Annotated in this window: 18 protein-coding genes and 2 pseudogenes; 14 read left to right on the top strand and 6 right to left on the bottom strand. The window is 57.2% G+C overall.

The annotated features are described in order from the left end of the window. The first annotated feature begins 24 nt into the window (after positions 1–24). The gene (locus WS49_RS03780; protein WP_063888594.1) at positions 25–1,842 is read left to right on the top strand and encodes a GMC family oxidoreductase; all 1,818 of its coding nucleotides are present in this window, start codon (positions 25–27) and stop codon (positions 1,840–1,842) included. On the opposite strand, the gene WS49_RS33095 is transcribed toward WS49_RS03780, so the two are convergent. Next, positions 1,837–2,436 carry an Ivy family c-type lysozyme inhibitor gene (locus WS49_RS33095; RefSeq protein ID WP_175981544.1) on the bottom strand — a complete coding sequence of 200 codons (600 nt, stop codon included), beginning with the start codon at positions 2,434–2,436 and terminating at the stop codon, positions 1,837–1,839. The genes WS49_RS03780 and WS49_RS33095 overlap by 6 nt on opposite strands. A 785-nt stretch (positions 2,437–3,221) precedes the next feature. Between WS49_RS33095 and WS49_RS34770 the strand changes: the two genes are divergently transcribed. From WS49_RS34770 to WS49_RS03810, 9 genes and pseudogenes are all read left to right on the top strand, one after another. Continuing rightward, positions 3,222–3,632, top strand: coding sequence for a hypothetical protein (locus tag WS49_RS34770; RefSeq protein WP_156441331.1), 411 nt, complete (start codon positions 3,222–3,224; stop codon positions 3,630–3,632). A 772-nt stretch (positions 3,633–4,404) separates the two neighbouring features. Further along, positions 4,405–4,545 carry a hypothetical protein gene (locus tag WS49_RS34775; RefSeq protein WP_156437323.1) on the top strand — a complete coding sequence of 47 codons (141 nt, stop codon included), beginning with the start codon at positions 4,405–4,407 and terminating at the stop codon, positions 4,543–4,545. 98 nt (positions 4,546–4,643) lie between these two features. Next, the gene (locus WS49_RS33100; protein ID WP_082722059.1) at positions 4,644–4,937 is read left to right on the top strand and encodes an H-NS histone family protein; all 294 of its coding nucleotides are present in this window, start codon (positions 4,644–4,646) and stop codon (positions 4,935–4,937) included. A gap of 219 nt (positions 4,938–5,156) precedes the next feature. Beyond that, a pseudogene (locus tag WS49_RS35945) lies at positions 5,157–5,599 on the top strand (transposase); the annotation flags it as partial. Between the two features lie 1,258 nt (positions 5,600–6,857). Further along, positions 6,858–8,033 carry a porin gene (locus WS49_RS03790; protein WP_059524630.1) on the top strand — a complete coding sequence of 392 codons (1,176 nt, stop codon included), beginning with the start codon at positions 6,858–6,860 and terminating at the stop codon, positions 8,031–8,033. A 164-nt stretch (positions 8,034–8,197) separates the two neighbouring features. Then, the gene (locus WS49_RS03795; protein ID WP_059524647.1) at positions 8,198–8,830 is read left to right on the top strand and encodes a thiol:disulfide interchange protein DsbA/DsbL; all 633 of its coding nucleotides are present in this window, start codon (positions 8,198–8,200) and stop codon (positions 8,828–8,830) included. 118 nt (positions 8,831–8,948) lie between these two features. Then, on the top strand, positions 8,949–10,088 hold the full coding sequence (locus WS49_RS03800; RefSeq protein ID WP_059524632.1) for a DUF2827 family protein: 1,140 nt from the start codon (positions 8,949–8,951) through the stop codon (positions 10,086–10,088). Next, positions 10,085–11,260 carry a DUF2827 family protein gene (locus WS49_RS03805; protein ID WP_059524634.1) on the top strand — a complete coding sequence of 392 codons (1,176 nt, stop codon included), beginning with the start codon at positions 10,085–10,087 and terminating at the stop codon, positions 11,258–11,260. Before WS49_RS03800 ends, WS49_RS03805 begins: the two co-directional genes overlap by 4 nt. Before the next feature lie 2 nt (positions 11,261–11,262). Next, positions 11,263–12,231 (top strand): glycosyltransferase, encoded by a 969-nt coding sequence (locus tag WS49_RS03810; RefSeq protein WP_059524636.1) that lies wholly within the window; start codon positions 11,263–11,265, stop codon positions 12,229–12,231. Positions 12,232–12,403: 172 nt separating this feature from the next. On the opposite strand, the gene WS49_RS35950 is transcribed toward WS49_RS03810, so the two are convergent. The 3 genes from WS49_RS35950 to WS49_RS03820 form a co-directional block, all read right to left on the bottom strand. Further along, positions 12,404–12,655, bottom strand: coding sequence for a hypothetical protein (locus tag WS49_RS35950; protein WP_082722061.1), 252 nt, complete (start codon positions 12,653–12,655; stop codon positions 12,404–12,406). 1,240 nt (positions 12,656–13,895) lie between these two features. Continuing rightward, positions 13,896–17,603, bottom strand: a complete 3,708-nt coding sequence (locus WS49_RS03815) for an ATP-binding protein (protein ID WP_059524638.1) — start codon at positions 17,601–17,603, stop codon at positions 13,896–13,898. Positions 17,604–17,609: 6 nt separating this feature from the next. Continuing rightward, entirely contained in the window at positions 17,610–18,227 is a 618-nt protein-coding gene (locus tag WS49_RS03820) for a response regulator transcription factor (RefSeq protein WP_059524640.1), read from the bottom strand. A gap of 712 nt (positions 18,228–18,939) precedes the next feature. Between WS49_RS03820 and WS49_RS03825 the strand changes: the two genes are divergently transcribed. The 3 genes from WS49_RS03825 (at position 18,940) to folC (ending at position 21,698) form a co-directional block, all read left to right on the top strand. Then, a complete protein-coding gene (locus tag WS49_RS03825; RefSeq protein WP_156437326.1) occupies positions 18,940–19,704 on the top strand; it encodes a winged helix-turn-helix domain-containing protein in 765 nt (254 codons plus the stop codon). A gap of 108 nt (positions 19,705–19,812) precedes the next feature. Next, on the top strand, positions 19,813–20,259 hold the full coding sequence (locus WS49_RS03830) for a hypothetical protein (RefSeq protein WP_059524649.1): 447 nt from the start codon (positions 19,813–19,815) through the stop codon (positions 20,257–20,259). Positions 20,260–20,348: 89 nt separating this feature from the next. Next, positions 20,349–21,698: a bifunctional tetrahydrofolate synthase/dihydrofolate synthase gene (folC, locus tag WS49_RS03835; protein ID WP_082722065.1), complete on the top strand. Its 1,350-nt coding sequence runs from the start codon at positions 20,349–20,351 to the stop codon at positions 21,696–21,698. A gap of 302 nt (positions 21,699–22,000) precedes the next feature. On the opposite strand, the pseudogene WS49_RS03840 reads toward folC, so the two are convergent. Further along, positions 22,001–23,159, bottom strand: a pseudogene (locus tag WS49_RS03840) (IS3 family transposase). Positions 23,160–23,939: 780 nt separating this feature from the next. On the opposite strand from WS49_RS03840, the gene WS49_RS34780 reads away from it, so the two are divergent. Continuing rightward, positions 23,940–25,265 carry a hypothetical protein gene (locus tag WS49_RS34780; RefSeq protein ID WP_156441333.1) on the top strand — a complete coding sequence of 442 codons (1,326 nt, stop codon included), beginning with the start codon at positions 23,940–23,942 and terminating at the stop codon, positions 25,263–25,265. Positions 25,266–25,488: 223 nt separating this feature from the next. Here the strand turns inward: WS49_RS34780 and WS49_RS33110 are convergent. Next, a partial coding sequence (locus WS49_RS33110) for a tyrosine-type recombinase/integrase (RefSeq protein ID WP_156441334.1) occupies positions 25,489–26,082 on the bottom strand: 594 nt, incomplete at its 5' end.

The raw sequence follows: 26,082 nt of genomic DNA on the forward strand, positions 1-26,082 counted from the left end.
GTAGCTGGGGCCAACGGAGGAGACATGACTTATGACGTGGTGATTGTGGGCGCAGGTCATGCCGGCGCGTATCTGGCTTGGTCGCTCGGTCTGCAGCGCAAGCGAGTGTTAGTGCTCGAGGCGGGCCCGGCGACGCATCGTAACCGCGAAGACTATATGGAGAATTTCTATTTAAGTACCTTCAAGTCGCCGGAATCGCCTTATCCGCCCGATGCCAATCGACTTGATCCAGCTCACACCAATGCGCCACGGCCGACGACTCAGGCGCTGGTGCTTGCCTGGGACCAACCTGACCGTTCCTATTTGACCTACGCATCCGGTTCGATGCCTTTTGCAAGTACCTACGAGCGAATCGCCGGAGGAACCGGGTTGCACTGGATGGGCACCTGCCTGCGGATGGGAGAAGCGGATTTCAAGTTGCGTGAGCGTTACGGACACGGGCGTGATTGGCCGCTCTCGTACGGCGATCTCGCGCCGTACTACGCGCGTGCGGAAGCCCTCGTTGGGGTCGCGGCGGATGTCGCGGCGCAGGTGCCAACGAATATCCCCTTTCCGTCGGACTATCAGTACCCGATGCCGGGGATTCCGCTGTCAAGGGTGGATGGGCTGATCCAGTCGCGCGTGGACGGTCCGCCGCTAACCGATGAAACCTATGCACCACCGCACGCCACGATCGTGACGCCGACGCCGGCGGGCCGCAATTCGGTGCCGTACGACAATCGGCGTGTGTGCCATGGGAACACCAACTGTACGCCCATCTGCCCGATTCGGGCCAAATACGATGCGGCCTACACACTGGATAAAGCCCTCGCGACCGGTTATGTCGAGGTGCGTGATCAGACCGTGGTGGACCGGGTGTTGGCCGATCGTGACAATGGCCGTATAACAGGCCTGCACTATGTCACCTACGACTCGATTGCCGTGCCTGCGACGGCGGGGCGAACCGGTGAGGGTGTCGCGGTTGGGGCAATCTACATTTTGGCTGCCCACGCCATCGAGAACGCAAAGATTTTGCTGAATTCGCCGTGGCGTGACGGTATCACGGTCGCGAATCGGAGCGATCAGGTCGGTCGGAATTTGATGGACCACCCGACGTTTCTGGCTTGGGGATTAATGCCGGCCGACGTGCGTGCCTATGGTTACCGGGGACCCGTGTCGACGGCAGGGATCGAATCCTTGAAGGACGGTGCATTCCGGCGCAAGCGCGCGGCGTGGCGAATCGAAATTGGCAATGAAGGTTGGTTGTGGCCGACGAATGATCCCTATACCACGGGACTGGACTACGTGTATGGTACCAACGAAGGCGGATTGAATGCGGCGCGGCAGGTGTTGGGCAATGCTTCCTATGTCCGGACGCTGAATAACCTGCTGACGCGCCAATTCCGGCTGGCGTTTCTGGTCGAGCAGGACGCCGATCCAGCCAATCGGGTACAACTGTCGCTCGATCATCGCGACCATCTGGGCTTGGCACGGCCGATGCTCTCGTATCGGTTGTCAGACTATGTCAAGGCGGGTTTCGAACAGGCGCGGGCCGCGGCTCAGGAGCTGATGTCACGGCTGGATGCGAGCGATCATACGCGAGTCGATGCTGGCACGGCTTGCTCGTTTGAGTACCGTGGACAGCGCTACAACTACGCCGGAGCCGGCCACGTTTGCGGCACGCACGTGATGGGAGCGTCGCCGTCGGACTCAGTAGTGGACGCCGATCAGCGCAGTTGGGATCACGACAATCTGTATATCGTCGGATGCGGGTCGATGCCAAGCATCGGCTCGGCCAATCCGACGCTCACCATGTTGGCGATGACGGGGCGGACCTGTGACAGGGTCCTGTCAAGGTTATAGCGTGGCCGGCATCGCACGATCGAGTGACACCGACTGGGCAGCAGTCGATCGGGTTGCCACAAACGCCAGAACGCGCCGGACAGGGAGCGCAACTGGAACGGCATCCTGTCCGCACTGGTCCAGATCGAACCGGACTTTCCGACTGGCAGCACGCCTGACGTCCGGTGGTGCGGCGTGTTCGGGCGGAAGGGGCGAGTAAGCGCAGTGCATTGCACAGGCGGGCCAGATTGGACCCGCTTGCCAGATGCTGATGAGCGCGCGTTGCATCTGCCGACCAGGACGACCAAACCAACGCAACTGAAAATTCGGAAAATCGGTCGCGCCTGGTAGGTGCGGAGCGTCTGGTCGTCGGGTGACGAGCAGCCCCCACGCGGCTCGACCGTGCTCGTCGAGCATGCCCCAGAACTGATGATCGGCGCAATCGTGGGTTTGGCACATTGAGCCCACCAAATAGGTTTGGCCATCGATGATGCGATGGGTAACCGGGCTACTGGTGGCCTCGTCGCGATCAAGCCAGTGAGGCACGTCCAGCTCACCTGTCAACATCAGCCGCCACGCATGATCGTAAGGCGATTGCTGGACCAGGTTGGCCATTGTGGGTGATGACTCGCTGGCCGAAACGTGATTCGATTGGCTAGGTAGCACGACCAGTAGTGCGACCACGCACGCGAACGCGCGCGACAAGTATACTATCAACATGATACGGCGCTCCTTGGCAGGGGAGGATGCAGCAAATCAGGTGAGTTGTCCCGGTTTGTTTCGTGGTCCTTCTTGGTTCCGGATCGTCCAAAGTGCTGAAGTTGAACGGAAAGGCACGTCTACCGGCAAGAACGGCAATCCACCATGCAGTGTTGCAGCGGTTCCGAATACCGCAGATCAGGTATGGCTGATCCAGCACGGGAAATTGTTGGTTGTGACCGTGCGTATGCAAATTGGGTTCCAGTCGTCCCGATAGTCGAAGGACGTTCGGCATCGGGGTAACGAAACTCGCGCGACAATCGAGGTGTGGACGCGCTGCGATGCGAAAGCCCGCGTCGATCGGTGGTGCGATAAGTCTCGATAGGTGAGCCCGACAGAACGCCGTTCTGACTTATGTGAACCGCTCGGCGTGTCCATGATTCCCTGCTACGATCCAAGGAAAAATACCCTCGCAACCGTGGCGGACTGTTGGGCCACGATGGACAGACGAACAAGCACATGCGTGCGCGTGTCGGCAAAATATCGCGATGGAGTCGCGGTGCCAGTGGCAGCTCGAGTCGCTCGCTGGAGCGCCGTTAATTTTCTTGGGAGTACTCTCTTCGCACGGCGGATTTCTGCTCGCGGATGATTCTCAGGGATGCCAATTCGGAATCGAGTGTGGAAAGGATTCCATCCAATGAGTGGATTCCGCGAATCCGCAATTGATTGATTTCCCTGATTCTGCGGCTATCTATCTTTTCAAGGGCATTGAGTTGAATCTTGATGTTCTTGTATGCATGATTAATTCTTTGATAATCAGTGTCGTCGGCGTTGGCGATTTCATTCAGATTGGTTGCGATTGCCTGGTGTATATTTTTCCCATCTTCACTGCGAAGTTTGAGGTTGCCGGTGTCGATCCCGGTGGAAATTTTCTCCGACCAAGATTTTATGATGCTGATTCTTCGGGCGTTGCGAATGTCGCTGTCAAAGTATCGCGGGAGAAGGCGTGTGAGAATGTTCATTTGTGGTATTTGACTGGTTTGGTAGTGTTTGTCGATGGCAGGGTGCGCATGGATTATATTTCTTCAGTTTATAAATATCCCGATTTGTAGCGGCTTCAATATTGCACCCAAGCTTGTGCGTACGATCGCGTTGCCTGCTTGTCGCTGTACGGATAACGCTCGTGAGTTGCACTCGCGGCGGTATCTAGTTCCGTGTGGGTATGTCAAATCGGCGGTCCGAGCGCGAGAAGGCGTCGGGGGGGCTTCGCAAAGCTAACCAGTCGTGCAACGGCTTCTTGCTTCGTCGTACCTCGACATATCGAAGTGGGTAAAGTGGGTGGGGTTGCCGGGCAAGCCATAAAATGTGAAGTTGCCGAAGTCGACGACATAGCGCCGATCAGGCACGGCTTGGGTGAACATTTCATGACGACGCTCAATGGATAGTTCGGTAGCCGGAATTGTGCGGGCTAGCCAGTTGGCCGGAGAATGCATGATTGATCGTGTCGATCAGTTGCAGCTGGGTGAGTCCGTGCCGAGACAACTGGATGCCTTCGTCTGAAGCAAGCAATCGGGAGTCGTTGATCAACCGGTTAAATCGCGCTTTTACCTCAATGGTGTCTAGGAGGGCATGTTCTGCAGATCGTACGTTACCGAAAGGAACGCAGTCGGGTTGCAACTTCGGGCAGAGGGCAGAGGCTCGCGGGTTGTTGTTGAGCGAAAGATTGACAGCGGGCTACTGAGATTCGTGTGGAACAACGATGCGTGATGGTGTCTTGCGCACCGGATGGCAACCGGTAGCGCAATGAGGAATGGGCGTGACACCGGTCGTGGAAGGTGAGGTTTTGCGGCATGATTCAGGGCTTCGGTGACGGAAGATTCATCATTGAGCAATGAAGCGATGTTGGGGGGCTATCAGAAAGCGCTGACGATCTCGAGCCGGGCGCTGAATGGTGGGCATCGCGTGCATGGTGACCTGAAATTGAGCATGGTGGTTCAAGGGGCGATCATGCACCTCATCGGCTGAGACGAAGTGGTGGTCCGCTGGCGTTTTTTCCTTGAGTATGCCGGATTGAGATATATTCTGCGCTGGTTTGATTGGATAATTCGAGTGGAGTGAATTGCATGGCAACATATCGAGAACTCAGAGCCCAGGCCGATGCATTGATGCAGCAGGCGGAAAATGCGCGTCAGGCAGAACTGCAAGCAATTCTGGATGAAGTGCGTGCGCGTGTGGCCGAGTACGGACTGACACCGGATCAGGTTTTTGGACGCGGGCCGCGCAAGGCGCGCGCGGTTCAAGCGAGTCTGCCACCCAAGTACCGGGATCCCAAGACGGGCGCGACGTGGAGCGGGCGTGGACGAGAGCCGGCATGGATCAAGGGCAAGCGACGGGACCGTTTCCTGATCGAAGCATAAAGGGCGTCGTTATCGCTCCGTCCTGTTATTTCGTCTTATGGGGCGAGTGGCTTTCATAGTGGCATCACCCATTATCCAGGCGCGTGGTTTGGCGTACGGGTGCGCAGGCGCCAGTCCCGTGCTTGACCTCGTTTGCGATGGCGAGACGCACGTCGTATCTCCGACTCGTAGGGCGAGAAAAAGGCCCGTGTGCGGGAATGGTGGCGGTTGCAACGCGGCAGCGCCCCGAGTTCGACCAAGATTGTGTCGGGCGAACGTGACTCGGAGATGCATCAGAGCAAGAAAGGCAATCTGTGGCACCTCGGCATGAAAGTGCTATCAGCGTGGACGCCAAATCGGGGTTGATGCATACGGTGCGGGGCACCGCGGGCAACGTCAGCAACGTGCCCGAAGCCAATAGTTTGCTTGCTGGGCGAAAAAACCGCCGCGTTTGATGATGCGGGTTGCCAAAGGGTACACAAGTGCCTATACACTCGGACCGGCGTGAACTGGTATATGGCGATGAATCCCGGATACCGCCGTATTCTGGACAAAAGCAAGCGGCTTGGTGATGCGCTCAGCTCACGGATCAGGTCGAGCGAACCAAGGCCAGTATCCGGGCAAAGGGCAAGTGCCCGTTCCAAGTGATCAAGCTGCAGTTCGGCTATGCCAAGGTTCGCTCTTGAGGGCCGAAGAAGAACACCATACGACTCATGACCTTGTTCGCGCGGTTCATCTTATGGAGATGGAGTGCGACAAATTATTGGTCGCTCGGGCATGATCGCGTTCCGGGGTTGCGCCGATGCCTTACGCGCAACCCGTAAATGCTGTCCGGCGCATGCCGACCAGCTTCGATTCGGGCGGACAGATTTGCGTCGTGGCACATTTATCTGCCTGTTAAGCGGCCAAGCACACTTGATTCGGGTTTGTGAAAAGCATCCTTAGTGCTGCTGCTTTCGAAATGAGCGCACCTGATCTCTCAATTTCACAACTTCCTCTGGCGACATTACAGAGAGCATCTTCCACATCTTTGTTTTTAATTCAGCGCTTTCGCTTTCTGAGTGACTGCGCCATTTTGGAATGTCGCGTTTGGTCTCGGCGAGTGCATTTTGGTATAGGCCACTTCGGATATTGGTCGCTACATCGTCGGGAACCGACACGCTTAGAATTGTCATGTTGTTAATAGACCTGATTAAAAGTTGGTGGCGGCTTGGCAGGTCTTGGGTCGTGTTTTTAGGGGGGGGCGGCGTAGTCGCCGTTTCGTTGGATACACGGGTTGGGCGGAGTGTCTTTGACGCATCCCGGGCATGAGTTGATTGACGGGGCTGACGTGCGAGCTTGAAAAACGGCAGGGCAGAGCCGATCAATGATACTGGTGGCATGAGAAACGTCCATAGATGATTTAAGTGATTTGACGATAAAGGTGTCGGTTATTGGGTAGGATGGCTATCAAGGACCGCTCTGTGCAATGTATGGCGGGTGCGGCCGCTGGTCGAATGCGGCTCGACGGGGAGCGTTATGCGCCAGCTGCTGATGGGCATCAATGGCCATGGGTTTGTCGTCTGCGAATTCGGTCGCAAACCATCCGGCCCTTTTGTTTTTGCGCATGCTCGATCGGGTCGTTTCGGTTGGGCTCGGTGTCTGCGGCAGCGCGGGAAACAGCAGTCCAAAGTGTCCGAGGGGCGGACCTATGGGGTACATCTTCACTTCCTCGAAAAGCCGCCTCGACATGGATTCGTTATCGCTGGGGGTGGCGCTTATCCGATGCTGGTTTCGGTGTCGGAATCGATGCGACCTCTTTGGGGTGGGTCTGTGTGTCGTAGATGGGGGGGCGGCTTTTTGATTGGTTCTTGATAGTCCAAAGCACAGGACTTGACCAAAAATGGTTGAATGCTATGTGAAGATGTGCGTCCCGTTTTCTGTGGTTTCCGAATTGTTGCGATGCCGCGATTCTTTGTTTCGACGGTGTTGGTGGGGTGTGGCGTCTTGGTGTGCGGTACATCAGCGCTGGCGCAAAATAGCGTGACACTGTACGGTGGACTCGACACGGGCGTGGCCTACTTCGACAATCGTATGGGCGCTCGTGGGTCCGGCAACAGTGTGCAAACGCAGGCCGGTAACCTATCTCCCAACCTGTGGGGGATAAAGGGGATCGGAGATTTGGGGGGCGGTCTTCAATCGATATTCAAGCTGGAAAGCGGTTTTAATGTCAACAACGGGCGTCTGACGCAGGGCGGGAGACTCTTCGGGCGGACTGCGTCTGTGGGGTTGGGTGATGCGATATTCGGCACCGTAACGATGGGGCGCCAATACGACCCACTAGTCGATCTGATTCAGCCGCTCACCAATGATGGAACATTCGGTTCGACATTCGCGACGCCAGGCGATGTGGACAACTACGACAATAGCTATCGCACCGGAAATTCGATCAAATACGCGACCCCGGATCTGGAGGGGCTTCAAGGGGCCGCCATGTACGCGCTGGGTGGTCAACCTGGCGGAACGGCTGGGCGCACTTATGCTTTTGCGGCTGCCTATCACCATGGTTCGATCGGCGTGGGCGTCGGATATTTCTATGCCCATAGCGCACATGGTTCGGTTGCGTCGTTTGATGGCCTGCGCCCGAACGTCGATGTGGACATCGACTCACCAGCAATCACTGGGGGCTTCGTGTCGGCCAACTCGCTTCAGATTGTTCGCGCTGCGGCCAATTTCCAACTTGATCAATGGATTGCGGGAGGCGCGTTCAGTTACGTGCGGTATGGCGACTATGGGTTGGCCTCTGGCCGTACAGGATCGACAGCGTTCAATACAATTCAGACATTCCTGGATTACCGCTTGAGTGCGGCTGTTGTGGTGGGTATTGGGTACGACATCACGAAAGGCGCCGGTAACAACGTCAGCGTGCGCTATAGCCAGTGGAGTTTGGGAGGCAAATACCGCCTGTCGCCGCGTACCGATCTCTACGTGCTGGCAGGCCTTCAGTGCGCGTCCGGTAGCACGATCAATGTCGCCGGTGTTCTCGTGCCGGCAGTGGCGTCGATGGGGGATTTTGGTAACGATGCCAGCACCAACCGCCAAGCGATGGCCATGATCGGCATCCGTCATGCTTTTTAGTTGGTGGTCAGTCAACACAAAGGGCTGCTCGGGAGAAGGCGATCTCAGATTTATCTGGTGAAAATTGAGGTGGCGTCTTATTTTGGAATGGCGCGATCTTTCCGATAATGTCGTTCATTCCCATTCGTTACAGGGCGCCGAATCGCCCTGTTGAGGAGTCGAACGTGAAACACCGCCTACGAGTCTTGTGGTTGTCCCTGTGTTTGATTGTGCCGGTTGCGCATGCTGCGTCGATGACGCCTGTATCAGGCAAGGACTATGAGTTACTCAAGCCGGCTCAGGCAACTGCGGCGCCGAAAGGCAAAGTCGAAGTCACTGAATTCTTCTGGTATGGCTGCCCGCATTGTGCGGAATTTGAATCGCCGCTGGAGGCCTGGGCCCGAAAAGAGGGCGACAAGATTGCGCTGAAGCGGGTGCCGGTCGCGATGAACAGTGCATTGACGCCGCATTCTCGCATGTATTACGCACTGAATGCGCTGGGCGTATCAGAGCGCATGATGCCGATCCTGTTTGACGCAATTGGCCAACAGGGGCAGCCACTGTTGACGCCGCAGGATCAGGCTACGTTTCTGTCGAAATACGGCGTCAACCGGGCGCAGTACCTTCAAACCTATTATTCAGCGCGTGTCCAGGCCGACGTTGCGCGAGCTGCGAAACTGATTCGCGACGAGCGAATTGTGGGCGTACCGACGGTGACCGTGGCCGGTAAATATGAGACGGGACCTGGCTATACGGGCAGCCTGGAAGCAACTACGTCCGTTCTGGATTATCTCGTCAAGCAGGTTGATGCATCTTGAGTGAGGTGTGTGTGGGCGATGTAATGGTCGCCTGAGTCGGATTGGTGGGCGTGGTCACCCGTGCGGGCGAAGGATCACAGCGAACCGATGCAATGGTATTGACGAGGGTGTATGGGCAATGAGAATCGGCATTTCTTTCCTGACGCATGAGAACCAGAACCTTTGGTCCAATGGGCTGGATCAGAATATCGTGTTTCTCGCCCATTTGCTTCAACAATTGCCCTTTGTTCAGTCGGTGGGATTGATCAAGGTTGGCGATCAGAGGCGACGGCCACCGCAACTTGACTCGGTCGCGGAAGACTTGCCGTTGATGTCGTTACGCGACGCGGGCGAAGCGGTTGATGTCGTCATCGAGATGGGCGGGGCGCTGGATGTGTGTTGGCTGGACTGGATGCGTGCCCGGGGCAAGAAGGTGGTGTATCACTGCTGCGGTCAGCCGTACGTGGCATGGGCGGAGACCGTCGTGTTCGATCAGCCGAACCATTTCACCCGTCCGGACCGGTGCGATGAAGTCTGGTACCTGCCGAAAGACGCCTGCTTCGCGCCGATGCTGCGCACGATGCACCGATGCGAGGTACATGAGGTTCCGTTCATTTGGCATCCGCGGTTTCTGGACGCGCGCATCCGCGAGGTACGGGCGCAGGGCTACGAATATGGGTACACGCGACGAGATGCGAGTACCCGAGGACTGCACGTTGCCATCTTCGAACCCAACCTGTCGGTCGTCAAAAGCGCAGTTCTACCGATGTTGATCTGCGATGCGGCGTATCGGGCAAACCGCGATAGCGTCACGTTCGCGTGCGCACTGAACGCGCGTCGCATGTATGAATGCTCGGCGTCGCAGTCGCGAGTTCGGTCGCTAGACCTCTTTCGTCATCGAAAAATGGGATTGTACGAACGTCACGACACCGTGACCGTATTGGCACAGCGCCCGAATGCCGTCGTGTCACACCAATGGCAGAACGACCAGAATTATCTATATCTTGACGTGCTATATGGCGGCTATCCGTTGATCCACAACTCGCCGTGGCTCAAGGACGTTGGCTATTATTATCCGGCATTCGATGTACAGCGCGGGGCAGCACAACTCCTGCGGGCGGTGGTCGAGCACGACGCCGCGCTGGGTGAATATTACGCGCGCGCACAAGATATCTTTGATATGGTGCATCCGTCGAGTCAGCCCAATCTGGCAGCATATGCCGAGCGGTTGTTGCATCTGTGTCAGGGCGCTGCTTTTGTGCCGAAGGCGGGTGCATGAGCGGCAACTGTTGCGACCGCTTCAGCGGGCGCCCCCGCGATCTGCGGGTCGGCATTGGCATCTCGGCGCGTACGCGCCGGAAATCGCTTTGGCTGGGCAATGGCATCCAGAATGCCCTCTTTCTCGCGATGCTACTGACCTGTGTGCCGACTGTCGGCGAGGTCCACTTGGTGCGGGAGGGTGCAGACGACCCATTCGACGACATCCGCGATTGTCTGGCTCTTGTGCCGGTGACGTTGGTTGGGATGTGCGAGGCGGCCGAGGCGCTCGACGTGATGATCGATCTGGACGCACAACTCGATCCCGAATGGATCGTGGCCTTTCGCGAACGTGGCGGCAAGCTTGTATCGATGCGCTTCGATCACGATTATGTGTGTGATATCGAGCAGATGATCTTCGGCCGGTTGCCGAACGCGCCAATTGTGCCGGGCGCGTATCACGAAATCTGGACGTTACCGCAATACGCGGCTAGCGGGATCCCCTACCTGGGCAGTGTGTGCCGCGTGCCGATCAGGGTGGTGCCACCCTTGTGGAATCCGATATGGCTGCAACACAAGACGGCGCTTTTGCCCGACGGGCGGCAGTTTGGTTATCAGCCAGGCCGGCGCCGCTGGCGGGTGGGGATCTTTGAACCGAATTCCTCCGTGGTGACAACGAGCTTGATTCCGCTGCTGACATGTGAGGCGGCGCATCGTACCGATTCCGGCATGTTCGAGCGCGTTCGTGCCTTCAGCACGTTCGAATGGCGGCAACATCCTGGATTCCAGAATCTCGTATGCAGTCTCGACGTTGTCCGGCATGGGTTGGCTTCGTTCGATCACCCAGTTTCGTTTCACGAGGTCATGGCGGGTGATGTCGATGCCGTGGTCAGCCATCAATGGGAGTGCGGGCTGAGTTCGCTCTATTGCGAGGCACTCTATGGGGGCTATCCGCTCATTCACAATTCCGCTCTGATCGGTGGTTGCGGTTATCGCTATCAGGCGTTCGATTGCGTTGAGGGCGCTCGAGTCTTGTGTCAGGCAATCGCGGACCACGATAGCAGTCTGGAGGCGTATCGTCAGCGGGCCGCAACGTTTCTGAAAAGCCTCGATCCTGCGTGCGAGGCTAACGTTAACGCATATAGCGGGGCGTTGACTGCCGTGGTCGCATCACATGGCAGTAGCGGCGCGTAGCCATGGTTGATCGACTGGGCAAGACAGGAACAATTCAGCTATTCGATGAAAGGCGCAGCGACGCCAAAGGATTCAGTATGCCGTTCTTTACGATCGCGATAGTCACGCGAAATTATGGTCACTTCATTGAGGCGGCGATCCGGTCCTGCCTAGCGGGAGCGGATCAGGATGTCGAAGTCTTGGTGGTCGATGATGGGTCGGAAGACGATACGGCGCAAGTGGTGCAGGCTGTCTGCGCCCATCATCCCAAAGGTGCGCAAGTGCGTTATCACCGTGCCGGCCCAATCGGCTTGGCGGCGGCCCGCAACGAATCCCTGCGGTTGGCACAAGGAGAGTACCTGGTGTGTCTGGATGCTGACGATGTCCTGATGCCCGAAACGTTGACGCGATATCGTCGCGTGTTGCAGGACCATCCGGATGCGGACGTTCTGTACGGCCACGTTGTGGCGACGTACCCCGATCTTGTGCCGCTCGCGCGCCTAAGTACCGAGGTAATCAGGCCCTATCCGTATTCCCTTGCCGTGTTGCTGGGCCGCAATCCCATTCCGCATGCCGGGTCCGCTTCGCGGATTCGGTTGATGCGGGAAATCGGTGGATATCGGAAGGGACTAGACCGCGCCGAAGATTATGCGATGTGGCTGGATCTCGCGGCACATCACGCCCGGTTCCACTATGTGGATGCCTGCGTGGCACTATATCGTCGACACGATGACAATGCCACGCAAAACTTGAAGCCGGAATGGGATTTGCCGGTCATCCAGGCGATGTTGGAACGTTATGAACTGCGCGAGTTGCTGCCAGACTTGGGTTGGCAGCGCGATGAGGCGAGTGCGCACCTGAGTGCGGTGTGTGTCATGGCGCGGCGATTGCTACAGGCGCGGGCGGATGAGGTGTTCGTCCGAGATTTTCTCGCGAATCTTCTGTGCCCATCACGGTCTTGCGGGCAGTCGTCGGTGCGTGATAGCGCTTGACAAGCGGGTGGGCGCAACCGAGGTGCCGGGGCGATGCGCTATCGCCAGCGCGGCAATGCCAGTCTTGTATCGACGGGTTGGTCGTTAAGCGATTGGGTTGCATCAGAGCGGAGCGGGTGCAGCCAGCAGGGCTAGGCTGCACCCCAACGGTCCGCGAAGCCTGTCTGCCCGGTTAGGGCGCGTTGCCCGATCGACAGTAGTTTGCAAAATTGTCGGCAGAGACGGCAAATCCCTTTTGCTTGGCGAGTTCCCATGGCCGTTCACAGCGTTGTGTGGCTTCGCACCAGGCGTAACCAGCGGACGGTAGGCAGCCGTGGGCGTCGCGATCGCCCCCAATCATGGGGGATGGACTTGGAGACACCGCGCACGCGCTCAGGGTAACGGCCATGGCAAGCAGGATAGCGAAAGAGGTGTGACGAAGCATATTTTGTATTCCTTACAGTAAGGATCATTGAATGGGATGGGGCATGCGATTGACTGGCGCGCCCAGACGGTTGAATCATACTACGCCCGAGGGCGGAATCGGGTAGGGATGCGGAACTATCGTCGGAATAGGTGGATGGTGAATCGGATGGTGCTGATAGCTTGCATTGCGCGTTCCGTCTAGCATGACTGAGTCGGGCGGCCGCATGCGCAGTTCATTGACTGCCCATGCGAGCTCGACGCGGTCTGCTCCTTTGTTGAGGAACAAGGAGCAGGTTAGTGGGGTTTGGGGGAGCCGCACTCGGGCGGTTCCCCGCTTTTTGTGCTTGCTCGGCACGCACGTCGTTATCTGCGTGATGTTGGTAATCGTGTAGCCATTGCCCAGGAGCTGGTCGCTATACTGGAGTACCGCCTGCAGGGTCGGTGTGCTGCAGGTAATGGCCGGCTCATTGTTCGGTCATGATGTCGATGGCGCAGCCGACCCGCCAACGTCCTCAAATTTTTGTAGCGCCTCCGCTACGAGTTCATTGAGTTCAGCGCATCCAGCGTCGGTGGCTGGATCGACAGCCGAAGGCCATTTTTCCGTGCATTCTGTCAGTTGTTCCCATAGGATGTCTGCCTTTCTAATTTGTTCGGAGAACTTACTGCTTAGTAAGCTGCGTGTCGCCATGGCAACCGTGCTGAGGAGTGTCCCGTTGGGTTGATTGCCGGTGGTGCTGGAAACGCTTTGTACCGTAGTAGCCATCCCAGTCCGACTCGCCGATGGTGGTGCATCCACAGCGTCTGTGCGCAAATTGCCGGAGAACCTGGCGGGAGAGCAAGAGGTGGGTGGGCGTTGTTTGGCATGGGCCGGGAAGAGAGTTGATCCAATGCATTTTTGAAACGTAAGTCAACGTTGCCCAATTCACCTTTTATAAACCACTCGCAAGAACTGTCTGCCTGCGCGTTGTGGTAGAGAGAAGAGGTTAATAGTTATGCTCGGAAATATGTACTTCGATTGTGGATCGTCGGTTGCTGGCAGAGATGTGGGCACAATATCAGAGCCGCATGAGATGAAATTTTCGAATTCTTACGAAGTGCTTTCGCGTCGACCTGTGGTTCTGACGACGCGGCCGATCGGCCCGACGTGAGACTTGCTGCCTGACTGCACAGCAAAATCTCGCGTGCTGGGGTAATGTGGATGTAGTCGGTAAGATCTCTTTATGTCGGGTGTGCGGGACGAGGCCTTGCTTGGATCGTCATCAATGTGCGTCGGTTTGGGGAGCCTCCGGCTTAAGGCGCGCTTGCAATTTGGCAATCAAGCGCCGTGTAATGTCGACAATGGTCTGAACGACGGCCGCAAGTTCCGCCGGATCCGCTGGCCTGTCACTCCGTGCCAGGCTCTCGGCAGTGTCGGTCAACTGAGCCAGTACGGGCAGACGGCACAATTCGGCGGTCGAATGCAGACGGTGCGCTACGTCGCCGATCGAGGCATAGTCAAGGGTTTGGCTGGCGATATGCAGTGCCGTGATATCCGCTTCGCAGGTCGCGATTAGATTGCGCAAGAGCTTGGACTCGCTCGCGGGATCCAGGCGCGCAATCTGGTCGACAATGCTGTCGGCCGGGGCCGGCTGAGCCGTGCGCACGGGCAAGCCCTCTATACCTGGAGCGCCGGGCGTTTCGCGATGCAACAGTGGTTGCAGTGCGCTGGCGAGTTCGTCGAGTGCAAGGGGTTTAATCAAACAGGTATCCATGCCATTGGTGGTTGCCTCGTGCAAGGTTTCGGGGAGTAGGCTGGCTGTGAAACCGACAATGGTCAGAGGGCGGTTTGTGTGTTGGGTCTTCTCTTGACGGCGGATGGAGCGTGCAAGTTCGAATCCACTCATTCCCGGCATGTTGCAATCCGTGATCAGCACATCAACAGACGTGCGCTCCAGCGCGGCCAGTGCTTCGCCGGCAAGCGTACAGACGATGGTATCGAAACCCAGGAATTGTAGCTGGCGCGACAACACGATCCGATTGGGCGGATGGTCGTCGACGATCAAGGCCGTGCAGCCCTGGAACAGTGTGCCGGGATCCACCCCGGTGGCGGCCGCGGGCGTCATGGTTGGCATCGGCGAATGCGCGGCACGTTGGAGGATGAAGTGCAACGTAATGTGCGTGCCGCGTCCGGGCGTACTCTCAATCGTTAACTTGCCTCCCAATGCGGTGGTGAGATGGTTGCAGATGGGCAGGCCGAGACCGGTCCCACCGTAGTGGGTAGCGATATCGGGCGCAGCTTGCGTATAGGGCTCAAGCAATGACGGGATGGTTGCCGGCTCGATACCGATACCGGTGTCTACGATATGAATATCGACGTGGGTCGCGTCGTCGTCCGATGCGTCTTGGATGTGCACCCGAAATGACACTGCGCCGCGCGCCGTGAACTTGATCGCATTTGACAATAGATTGCTCAGGATCTGCCGCAGTCGCATGGCGTCCGTCATCACCTGCCAGTCGTGCGCACTCGTCGTGTAACGGAAGGCCACGCCCTTTTTCTTGGCAACTTCTTCGTAAATGGCGGCAACGTTGTCGGTGAGTGAATTCAGGTAAACCGGTTGGATATCGATCGTCAATTTACCGGCTTCGATCTTCGAAATATCCAGAATCTCATCCAGCATGGCGACCAGCGAACGGGCCGACTCGAGTGCGGCTACGACATCTTCGGGAGGGATGCCAGTCTGACGTTTGGCATGCCGCACCTGCAATTCCAGAATGCCCAAGATCGCATTCATGGGGGTACGGATTTCATGACTGATGGTGGCCAGAAAGGTCGATTTCGCGTGATTGGCGTGTTCCGCTTCCTCTTGCGCACGCTTGGCCGCGCGTTGCATTTCACCGCGTTCGGATACGTCCATCCAGCCGCATAGCAGGCTGTGCGAAGCCGGTGCGTCACTCACGAACGGTACGACCCAGGCATGGGCATCGAGTTCATGGCCGTTGACACGCAAACGCGTATCCTTAAATAGTGGGACTTGCTGGGCGACCGCATCTTGGAGGATGTCGGTCAATTGTGCGATGAGTGTGTCGTCCGAGGCGGTCAGCGCGTTGAGCCGACTTCCGACGACACAGCGCGCGGGACCGATCGTAGCGGCAAAGGCCTGATTCCAACCGGATAGCCGCAATTGCACGTCGCAGATGAAGAACGGGAACGGCATGCTGTCCAGCAACGTTTGCTGGAGCGCGAATTGTTGCCGGAGCGCAGTTTCTGCGCGTTGGCGCAGCTGAATTTGCCGGGCCAGTGAACGATTCCATGCGAGCAACAGGAGCCCGAACGAGACCGCAATGGCAAGGCCAGCCCATAGCCGTTGACGCCACGGGCGAAATGTGGCGTCCGGAATGCTGGTGTAATTCCAATGATTTCGGATATCGTTTAGCCGCGCTTCACGCGTGCCTTGCAGTACCTTGTCGATGATCAACGCAAGTTCGGGATCGGACGCTGGCACGCCGAATCCGACTTGGGCCGTGTCGGCGGGCTCAAGGTAGCCCGCGACGACTAACTTGCCTTGGTAGCGTTGAGCAATATAGTAGTTTGCGATATTGATGTTAAGGATCGCGGCGTCGACATTGCCGTCGTTGACCGCATGCAGGGCATCGTTGACTGACGGTGTGACCACGTAGTGAGCAGGCGCGCCAGCGCGAGACGGCAAGGTATTGACGATACCGTCGTTAGGAATCGCAATGCGACTGACGGCTGGCCAGCCAATGGCGTTGGGCAGCGTATAGCCCGTGCGCGTGACCACGGCGAAGCCGCTCCACGAATAGGGTGATGTCGGCACAAAGCCCGGTCGCATGGCATTGGCACTCATGACCGGGAGGATCGCCGGCACATCGTCGGGGCCACTTCCGTGGCTGGGCTTGAAGCGGATCCCGACCTGCGTGGTGATCAGGTTCATCATGTCTGCTGTGACGCCTGCCATTTCACCTTTGTCATCGTGAAACAGGAACGGCGGTGCGTCGGGTTCGGCGGCAAAATAAACGACAGGATGGGCTTGAATCCATGCCTTCTCGGCGGGCGAGAGCACCGTCGCCATGTCGAGCGCAACATGATTCGGGCGCCCCTCCCAGCGTGAGCGCGTCTCAGCCAGGTCCTCAATGTCTATTTGCGCGATCAGACGATCGACCAGATCGATCAGCGGCGCATGGGAGGCCGGTGCAGCCAGCTGAAATCCCGGCGGGCTGGGATAGGTTGTGAAGCGCCGGATGCTCAGGTTGAGCAGTTGCAGCCGCTCGATCAGGTAGTTGCTGATGTTGGTGTTGCCCACATATTGGTCCGCTTGCCCGAAGGCAACCGCGGTCAGTCCGGCCGCGGGTGAGTGGACCGGCATCAGCAGCGCACGGGGGAAATGCTGGCGCAGCACGGCGGCGGATACCAGATCCGGGACATACGCGAGGCGGGGGACTGACGGTGTGGGGACGGTGACGAAGCCTTCGCTTTGGTTGCGCTCGACGACCGAGTCCTGATCCGGAAAATACGCGCGACTGAACCGCAAGCCCGATAAAGCGGGAGTGGTCTGGATGATGGTTGTGGCCAGATCGATGTCGCCGCGACGAGCTGCCGCGAGCATGGCGGTGGTATCCGGATAGCGCTTGAATGTCAGGCGAAGATGTGCGCTGGATCGTAGCCGGTCGAGAAGGTCCGCAGTAATGCCAAAGTAACTTCCGGTGGTATCGACGATGTCGAACGGCGGTGCGATATTGGGTACGACACCCACTCGCAGAGTACGCTGCCGCTCGGCTAACCACGCTTGCGTGGCGGCAGGAATCGTCAGGTCGCGGGTATTTTGTGCGAGGTGGACGAGGCGCAGGTCGTCTGGTTCGTCAGGCGATGCATGGCTCGTGAGCGGGCCTAACAGGACCGCGCCGAGCGTCAGCGCCGCGATCCGTGGCCAACGCGCCCGAGCGAATCGATCACGCAGGAAGGCGCGCATGGGCAATTAATCGAAAAGCAAATTCTCGCGCGCGAATTCGGCGAGATCGACGATGTTGGAAATCCCGGTCTTTTGAAAGATGTGCGCCTTGTGGGTACTGATGGTTTTGTGGCTCAGATGCAGCAGATCGGCAATTTCCTGATTGGAATGTCCTTTCACCAGATAACTCAGCACGGTAATTTCACGCGGTGAGAGTGCGGCGGCTGCGCGACCACTGCCTGCGATCGTGCCGTCGTTGGCGACGCTCGGGAAGCAGTCGAACCCGGACAGGGTGGCGCGAATGGCATTGAGCATTTGACTGATGTCCTCGGTTTTTTGTACGTATCCGTTCGCCCCGATCGCCCGAATCTTGGTGGCCATTACCTCGGTGCGGGCCGATGAAAAGACCAAGATGCGGACTTGATTATCAGACACGCGCACGCGCTTGACAAAATCCACGCCGCTCAGCGTCGGCAGATTCAGATCGACGATCATGAGATCGGGCTGATGGGATTTATACATTTCCCACGCCGCTTCGCCGTCCTTCGCGACGGCGATCTCGTCGGAGACGAGCTCCTGAGTGAGGAGAGTGGATAGTGCCATTAGGTATATGGGATGGTCATCGACCAGCAAGATTTTGTGCATGGTGTCCTCGATCCAGCTGTAGCAGGGGTTCGCGCGCGCTAAGAATCCCTGGACTCACTGCGTGTGCAGGATCCCGGTTGCCATATTGGCTGTCAGCAAGGCGCACGCGAGATTAAGCGGCGTATCAAACGGCCCAGCGGGAGACGTAAGGCGCCGCTTGGTTGATGTGAAGCGCCGTGCCGAAGGTCGGCATATGTTCGTTCCCTTATGGTTGGGCCAAATATTGGAACTAGTTCCAATATTATTGGCAGACAAGCGATGGTTTGGTATAGGCAAAGTCTGACTGTGCATAGGTGCTTGCTTATTGTATAGGGGTGGCGCTGATATTCAAAATGTCCGATGCCGGGCGCGGGAGGGCTGGCGTGACTGGGGGGGGCGTTGAAGCCGTTCGGTCGACTTCGTACTGTATCGGGACATGCGAGGCATGGGTCGGCAATGCACAGATGATTCGTTGCGCGAACGGGATGAGTCTTATGGCGGAATGGGAGTGGGCCGATATGTTGCGTATGACAGGTATTTGATAATTGCCGTGACATGCTGTTCACAACCCCCGATGTGGGGGCTGGCGCGTGAGCTTGATGACCCTGCTTGTGGTCGATGCTCTTATCCGCGTGATTCGCTGGGCGGCGACCAACATAACCCTTTCGCGTGCCTCGCCTCTCGCCCACATTGTCGGGGCCGGCGATTGACGCGATCGTGAACGAGGGACTCCATGATGCATCCTGCAGCGCCTTCAATGCATGTGATGGGCGATATTGCCTTTGACACCCAGACTCGTGTGCTGGTCAACCTTGTCGACCAGTCGCTGAAATATCTCTCCCTCAACGAGTCCTTGCTCCTGCAGCAGTTGTTTGACGGTCCGCAGACCAAGGAAGCTCTGATCGAGTGTATCTGGGGCGCGCGTGGTGTCGTTGTCACGGACGCCAGCTATTACCAACTGGTCACGCGGCTGCGGCGCAGCTTCGAAGCGATCGGCTTGCCGCGGGATCTCATTCGGACCATTCCGCGCTATGGCTTGGAGCTCGCGCGTCAGGCAGAGAGGGAGGACAGTATGGTCGACGAATCGAAGGCGACTAACGCATTTCATCGCGATGACGAGATTTCGATTTCGTCGCAGATCGGGGGCGAGGACGCATGCGCGCTCGACAAGAGTGAGCCGGTTGACGATCGAACGACTTCCGGGGTGCGCTGGCGTTTCGGGCGTCGCGTATCCGCGTGGCTTGCGGTTGCGGGGGCGTCGATAGTGGGAGTTTGGGCAATTCTCGCTATCTGGCATGGGGGGCATGTCATGTCGCCCGTGGTGATGCCTTCGCAGGGCGAGGCATGGTTGTCGCAGGCATGGCGTCCACGGGATCCTGGCGTTACTCGCGCAGATGCAACAGCGCTGGAGGATCGCTTGCATGGCGGGAGGCATCGCGTGGTGCATGTTGGTGCGTCACCAGCGCTGCAACCGGATGGTCGTTTTTTGCAAGTGTGACGGGCGTTGCTCGGTACAATTCGGCCCGGTGCAGTAGGCGCTCAAGCGCGGCGCGTATCGCAGGTTTTTATTGTCTCTGTGGAAGTTTTAGCTATGTCGACCTTGGGCATGACGGACCACCAAGAAATCGGAGGCGCGAAAATTGTCGTGTCCTTGGGGCGTCCGACGATCGTTCATCAGTTGTTCTACGAGAAGATGTACGATCCTAAGCCGTTCGAAGATGCTGCCCTGTACTACTACGACAACGGCATTTACAAAATCATTTCGCCCGGTGAAGAGCATTACGGGCTCTACGTGGTCAATGGTCGAATCGAGGATGACGTTTTCGAAATTGACTATATTGCATTCCCGTCGAAGGATTGGGGTGGAAAGACCGCGCTGCATCATTTGCGCTTTGATCGCAAGGCAGCGACATTCAAGCAGCAAGCGACGTGGGAGGGCGATTTGAATATGCCCGCGCAACTTGGGCGATTCGCCGAGCGGCGCAACGACCACGCAGACTCGGAGAGCATTCGCTGGGCGACCCATGGCCGGGCCTGTTTGGCGTGCCGCTAGTTCCGATTTGAGTGTCATTCTGATCGAGTGACGGTGGAGTGCCGGCACCTCATCGGCAGCTTGTTTCATTATTCCGTATGGAAGGGGTTATGACTCGACATGACACGCTTGGGGCGTGGTTGGCCCAGTTGGAGTCCGCTCATCCCATCGAGATCGATATGGGCCTCGATAGGGTCGGCCGCGTGAAGGCGGCATTGCAGTTGTCATTTACCTGCCCGGTGATCACGGTGGGCGGGACGAATGGCAAGGGGTCGACCTGTGTCATGCTGGAGGCGATCCTGCTCACGGCGGGTTATTCGGTTGGATGCTACCTGTCACCCCATGTGCTGACTTTCAACGAGCGTGCCCGCATCGATGGGCGACAGGCAAGCGATGAGGATTTGCTGCTGCATTTCGAGGCGGTGGAGCGGGCCCGTCAGGGGTTGCCGGAGCCCGTAACCCTGACGTATTTCGAATTTACGACACTGGCCGTCTTGCATTGGTTGGCTGCTAGTAATCTCGATGCCGTGATTCTGGAGATCGGCATGGGCGGGCGACTCGATGCGGTCAACCTCATTGATGCGGATTGCTCGGTGGTGACGAATGTGGCGATCGATCACATTGCCTATTTGGGCAAGACACGCGAACAGATCGGGCTCGAGAAAGCCGGGATTTTTCGCGCAGGACGACCGGCGATCTGCGCGGATCCTGCGCCGCCGCAGTCGTTACTCGATCACGCCCAACGTCTCGGCACGGACTTATGGCTGATCGATCGCGATTTCAGTTGCGAGCGGCAGGATGCGGACAGTCAGGCCTGGACGTATGTCGGACGCGAAACGCGGCGTCCGATGCTGCGACGGCCGGCGCTGTTTGGCGCTCATCAGGTGACGAACGCGTCAACAGTGCTCGCATGTCTGGAGGTTCTGCGTGACCGGCTGCCGGTATTCGCGCATCACATCCGTCGTGGGCTCGAAAGCGTTGTGTTGCCGGGGCGGTTCGAGGTGTGGCCGGGACGGCCAGCCGTGATACTGGATGTTTGTCACAACCCGCACGCAGCGATCGCATTGAGGAACAATTTGCAGGATTTGGGCAACTTCGCTCGCACAGTCGCGGTGTTCGGTGCTATGCAGGACAAGGATGTCGCCGGTATCATTCGCCCATTGATCGCAGAGATCGATCACTGGTATGTCACGGATCTTCCCATTCCGCGCGCGGCCACGGCGGAGCAGCTCGAGCGGGTCCTGTGTCATGCGGGTGTTCCGGTTCCCGAGGCGGTGACGCGATGCGCATCACCGGCCTTGGCGTTGGATCAAGCGCTTGAGCAGGCAGCGCCATCGGATCGGGTCGTGGTGTTTGGAAGCTTTGTGACGGTAGGTGGGGTGGAAATGTCGACCGCGAGCACAGTCATGATTTTGCAAGGCGAAAATCAGTGCGCCGAATCTGCCGTAAGTTCGAACTGAACATGCTGTCGATGGGGGCGTAAAACCACGCTTAAATTGCGGCTCAATGTTGAGCAATTCGCTCATGTGAGAAGAGCCCCCGACAGGCCCATTGACGTGATGCGATGGCAGTCCCGTTCAGAACGGCGGATAGGGTTTTCGCGTTCGAATGTCCGGTCGTGACATGCGCGCTGCTCACGTAGCCGGTCGTGGAGTTTGGCACCGTAGAAGTCGATGATTACCGCGAGCAGATCCTCAAGCAGTTCATATGTCAGCCAGCGCCAGTATGGGCGTGACCCTGCGTCGTTTTCGCGTACAGCAACTCATGCGGAGATCAAGCTAGCCTCGAAGTCGACGGAGGTAAGGAAGTCGATCGAGGTATGCAGGCGTTGCCGATTGTAATAGCCCTCTATCCAATCGACGATATCCAGACGGGCGTGGGCACGCGTTTCGTAGTGAGTCTGGTAGATTCATTCGACCTTCAGCGACTTGAAGAAGCTCTCCATCGGGGCGTTATCCCAAGCGTTGGCACGGCGGCTCATTGAAACGTTTATCTTGAAAATTTCCGATAAGCGCGACTGACGTATGGGGCGCCGCGTTCGGAGTGCAGCAGCAATCCCGGTGGCGGTGTGCGTTGCGAGCACGCGCTGCGCAACGCCTGGCAGACCCGGTCTGCGTTGATCCGCTCGGACATCGACAATCGACCAGCCGACGATGCGCCGGCTCGTCAGATCCAGGATCGCCGCCAGATACAACCAGCCCTCGCCGGTTCTGACGAAGGTGATGTCGCTTACCCGGGCTTGATTGGGCCACCAGCCGTCAAAAACGCCGATCCAACAGATTCGGCGCCACCGGCAGGCGATGTGTCAAATCCGTCGTCACCCGGTACGGGCGCTTGTAGACTGGGCGTAGCCCCTGGCGTTGCAGGCTGTGACGCACGCGTTCGGCGCCCGCCGGCCGGCCCTGGGCAGGCAACTGTCGCACGATATGAGGTCAGTCATAGCTGCCGCATTGGCGCGATGAATGGCGGTAACTTGGGCGCCCAGCGCGGTATTGGCTTGGGCTCGCCGACTTCGGACCGGCCGCGCCACTGGCAATAGCCACTGCTCGACACACCGAGAAGCCGGCTGACGCTGTAGCGGTCGCGATGCTGATCGATCCTTGCATACTTCATCGCGACCCCTTCGCGAAGTATGCCGTTGTCTTTCGAAGGATATCGATGTCCAGCTTCGCGCAGACCAGTTCCTTGCTCAGCCTGCTGACCTCAGCTTCCAGAACGTTGACCAGACGACGGCTGCACACCGGCGCATTAGCAACCGGCTCTGCCGCCGCCTGCGCGTTGCCACTGTGCTGATCATGGCACCAGCTTCCTAACGTGGTCACTGGCAGGCCCAGCCTTTGAGCGACCTCGTGCTGGTCGGCACTCTTGGCTCACCCTACCGCCTCTAACTTGAATTCCTTCGCGCATTGCCTTCTTGGCATCAGGTTCTCTGACACGCTTTTCTCCGTACACACAACAAGTTATCAAACTTCTGGCTGTGCGTGGAATCGTGGCAGATCACTGTAGATTTATCTGCAAAACCCAGCTTGCAATCCGGGAGGAGTCCATATGAGCGACTCTAGTAAAAATTATGGGCGTGTGATTGAATTAATGCCCGATATTCCGTTGAAATATTCTTCTTCATAGCTGACGATAAGCTCGGATCTGTCGACAGTCATTTTTTGAAAGCGAGGAACATGGAGTCGGATCGATTATCGAGGGCTTTGAAGTCTTATTCAATCTTGATAATGCCTGCAATTTCACCTATCTCGCCAATCCATATTCCGTTTTCTGTTTCTGCTGAAACCATGCGTTCTCGGGCATCAACGATCGATTCGCAGCTAATCGGAGTCCGAAACGTAACTACCCCGAGTGAGTCTACGCGACCGAATGCAAGGCGGTATGACGGCCCGGACGCATCCCGGGAAGCAAACTTGCGGCACCGCGCCGAAGCCAATTTGTCGAGTTGGCGGACGGCTGACCCGCATTGGCTGTATTCCGTGACTGAAGGACTGACGATCAAGCCTGGAGAAGGCCTCGGAACAAGTGAAACACTGAATCCGATCCTGGCGTCCTCGAATAGAACGAGATCGGACACGCGCCGAGCATCAAAGGCCCCCAAATTGGCTGAATCAGAGCGGCCAGCAACGGAAAGTTCCCGGCAAATACGGGCCACGCGACATCACAAAAGTTTCGGTGAGGTACAAGAGGAAAGTCGAGCTATGGATGGCAGTAGTGGCTTAAAGCACGTGGACTGTCGGGTTGACGTTCTTTCGTGGCGTCCGGCGAAAGGGGGGAGCAACAAAGCCGCGATGATTGCGGTGCGCGAATCTCAATCGGAGGCAGCTTACCGGGTGAAGGACGCTAGGGTGCCAGCGTGGTGGCTGAATCAATTTGAACCACGCTTGGCCAGTTCGATGGATTTGCGAAGCAATTTTTATCCGGCAATGGAGGTAACGATGGCGCAAGTATTTAAAGCGAGTGGACTCGACGCGCCATTGATTCGGCTTGGGAGTGGGTGCGATTACATTCTATATCAGAATGCCACCGATGGTTCTGATGGTGATTTGTACGCGATGTCTAGATTTGATGAAAATTACATTGATCTGGGAAAATTTCTCACCAGTGCGGAGGGTAGAAGTCAAATTATCAATCAATTTCCTCAAAATACGGAACAGTATCGAGAGGCGCAGCGTCAATATCAAAAAATTGTAAACAAATACTATTCGGTGTGTGAAAGGCAAAAAAGCATTCTTGCTGGAAGGCGATATTATGAGTTGGATGGGCGCGACAGCGCATCAATCAACTTGTACCGAAAGTTGGATCGCGAGCGCTTTCATGCACTCGAACAACTCAACCAACTACTCCCGGATGATCTTCTGCTTGAGCAGGAGCAGCATTACCTAATGTCCCGATTCATTGATAACTGGGATCACTTGAACTTCCGCATGGAGAATTTTGGCTTCACAAACACTCCTAGCGGGTGGCGAGGCGAGACCGTCGACTTTGACGTGACAGGTCCGCTTGGCTACATGGGCGTTCCGAAAAGTATGGGGCATCGCATTGCAAATTTGCAACGACCACCAGCACTCTTTGTACTAAAACACAGATCTGAGGCGTATGATGATTTTTCACAGAATCATTCGCCAAGCCTAATTGGGCTTGGCGAACAGCCCTATGGCGAACAGTCGGCTACGTCCATACAACGTGTACGGGAAGGTATGGATAATGCGAGATATTATCATGACAAGAGGAGTCGCCATTTGTCCGATCCCCGTTGTCGCGCCGCACTGGAATTTGGATATCGATTGACAAAGCTGACCGATGATGTAATTAAATCAATAGTTCTGCATAACTGGCAGGCTGGACCAGCTGAGTTTGATCTTAATCCGGATCGTTTGAGTGATATATTGATGATGCGACGAGATTCGATGTTAGATCAAATCGGTCTAACGTGGATTGAAAAGTGGCGCGACCTGAACCCGGAGCGCGTGGCCCGGGTTGATGCGCAGGTCGAGAATGCTATGTCTGAACTGAAAATTGGTTGAGAACGGTGGGGGTGGTCGAATGACGGGTATGAACAAGGGTAGCGCTTAAGTGCTGGAGAGCATAAGCGCTTTTAGGCACCGTTCCCGGTTACGCCCAGTTCGTCGGTCGGTGCCCGCCAGCTTTGGATCGTCGGCGACGAGACTGTAGATAATCAGAGGTGTTGCAGGAAGGCAAACACACTATCATAAGGCTTGAACCGGAACGAGGCGGCTTCCGCTGGCGTCAGTTTCTCGAGTGCTCGCTGCTTCGTCGCCAAGCCAGAGAGCGATGAGACTGATGTCGACGCTCGATTGCAGTAGATACATGGCCGCCGTGTGGCACACGACATGCGGCGAAATGCGTTTGCCAGTGGGGCTCGGGCGTATATTCAGCCTGATTGGCGACCTGCTGGAGGATGTAATCGATCCCGTTGTGCGACAGTTTCCGGCCGTGATGACTTGGAAACGCGATCGGCGTGCGAGTGCTCTCCAGTTCGTGGAACCACGTCTTCAATTCCTGGGCCGTGTTTGACCACAACGGGATGCTTCGTTCCTTGCGGCCATTGCCCATCAGGTTGATCGGCTTGCAACCGCTGAACCGGACCTGTTCCTGTCGGAGCGCGATGACTTTGGAAACGTGCGCCCCGGTGTTGTACATCGTCAGAAGCAGTGCGTAGTCGCGGCGACAGCACCATAGGGACCGGTCGGGTGCTACAAGCAAAGCATCAATTTTGGCATACGGTCGTGTGGCGCTAAGCAACGGTGGATTCAACCGGTCGATGCAACACACTAGACGCTGCGTAAGCAGTGGAGGTGTTGCAAATGAAACAGCGGCGCA

This window comes from Burkholderia sp. RF7-non_BP4, from assembly GCF_001521935.1.
Taxonomy (GTDB): Bacteria; Pseudomonadota; Gammaproteobacteria; order Burkholderiales; family Burkholderiaceae; genus Burkholderia; species Burkholderia diffusa.

What these genes read in the sequence shown, in the direction of transcription:
- WS49_RS03800 (WP_059524632.1), top strand. Translation starts at nt 8,949, where the DNA reads ATGAGAATCGGCATTTCTTTCCTGACGCATGAGAACCAGAACCTTTGG.
- WS49_RS03825 (WP_156437326.1), top strand. Translation starts at nt 18,940, where the DNA reads ATGATGCATCCTGCAGCGCCTTCAATGCATGTGATGGGCGATATTGCC.
- WS49_RS03780 (WP_063888594.1), top strand. Translation starts at nt 25, where the DNA reads ATGACTTATGACGTGGTGATTGTGGGCGCAGGTCATGCCGGCGCGTAT.
- folC (WP_082722065.1), top strand. Translation starts at nt 20,349, where the DNA reads ATGACTCGACATGACACGCTTGGGGCGTGGTTGGCCCAGTTGGAGTCC.
- WS49_RS03820 (WP_059524640.1), bottom strand. Translation starts at nt 18,227, where the DNA reads ATGCACAAAATCTTGCTGGTCGATGACCATCCCATATACCTAATGGCA.
- WS49_RS33100 (WP_082722059.1), top strand. Translation starts at nt 4,644, where the DNA reads ATGGCAACATATCGAGAACTCAGAGCCCAGGCCGATGCATTGATGCAG.
- WS49_RS03815 (WP_059524638.1), bottom strand. Translation starts at nt 17,603, where the DNA reads ATGCGCGCCTTCCTGCGTGATCGATTCGCTCGGGCGCGTTGGCCACGG.
- WS49_RS34780 (WP_156441333.1), top strand. Translation starts at nt 23,940, where the DNA reads ATGGATGGCAGTAGTGGCTTAAAGCACGTGGACTGTCGGGTTGACGTT.
- WS49_RS33095 (WP_175981544.1), bottom strand. Translation starts at nt 2,436, where the DNA reads ATGGCCAACCTGGTCCAGCAATCGCCTTACGATCATGCGTGGCGGCTG.
- WS49_RS03790 (WP_059524630.1), top strand. Translation starts at nt 6,858, where the DNA reads ATGCCGCGATTCTTTGTTTCGACGGTGTTGGTGGGGTGTGGCGTCTTG.
- WS49_RS03810 (WP_059524636.1), top strand. Translation starts at nt 11,263, where the DNA reads ATGGTTGATCGACTGGGCAAGACAGGAACAATTCAGCTATTCGATGAA.
- WS49_RS03805 (WP_059524634.1), top strand. Translation starts at nt 10,085, where the DNA reads ATGAGCGGCAACTGTTGCGACCGCTTCAGCGGGCGCCCCCGCGATCTG.
- WS49_RS03830 (WP_059524649.1), top strand. Translation starts at nt 19,813, where the DNA reads ATGACGGACCACCAAGAAATCGGAGGCGCGAAAATTGTCGTGTCCTTG.
- WS49_RS35950 (WP_082722061.1), bottom strand. Translation starts at nt 12,655, where the DNA reads ATGCTTCGTCACACCTCTTTCGCTATCCTGCTTGCCATGGCCGTTACC.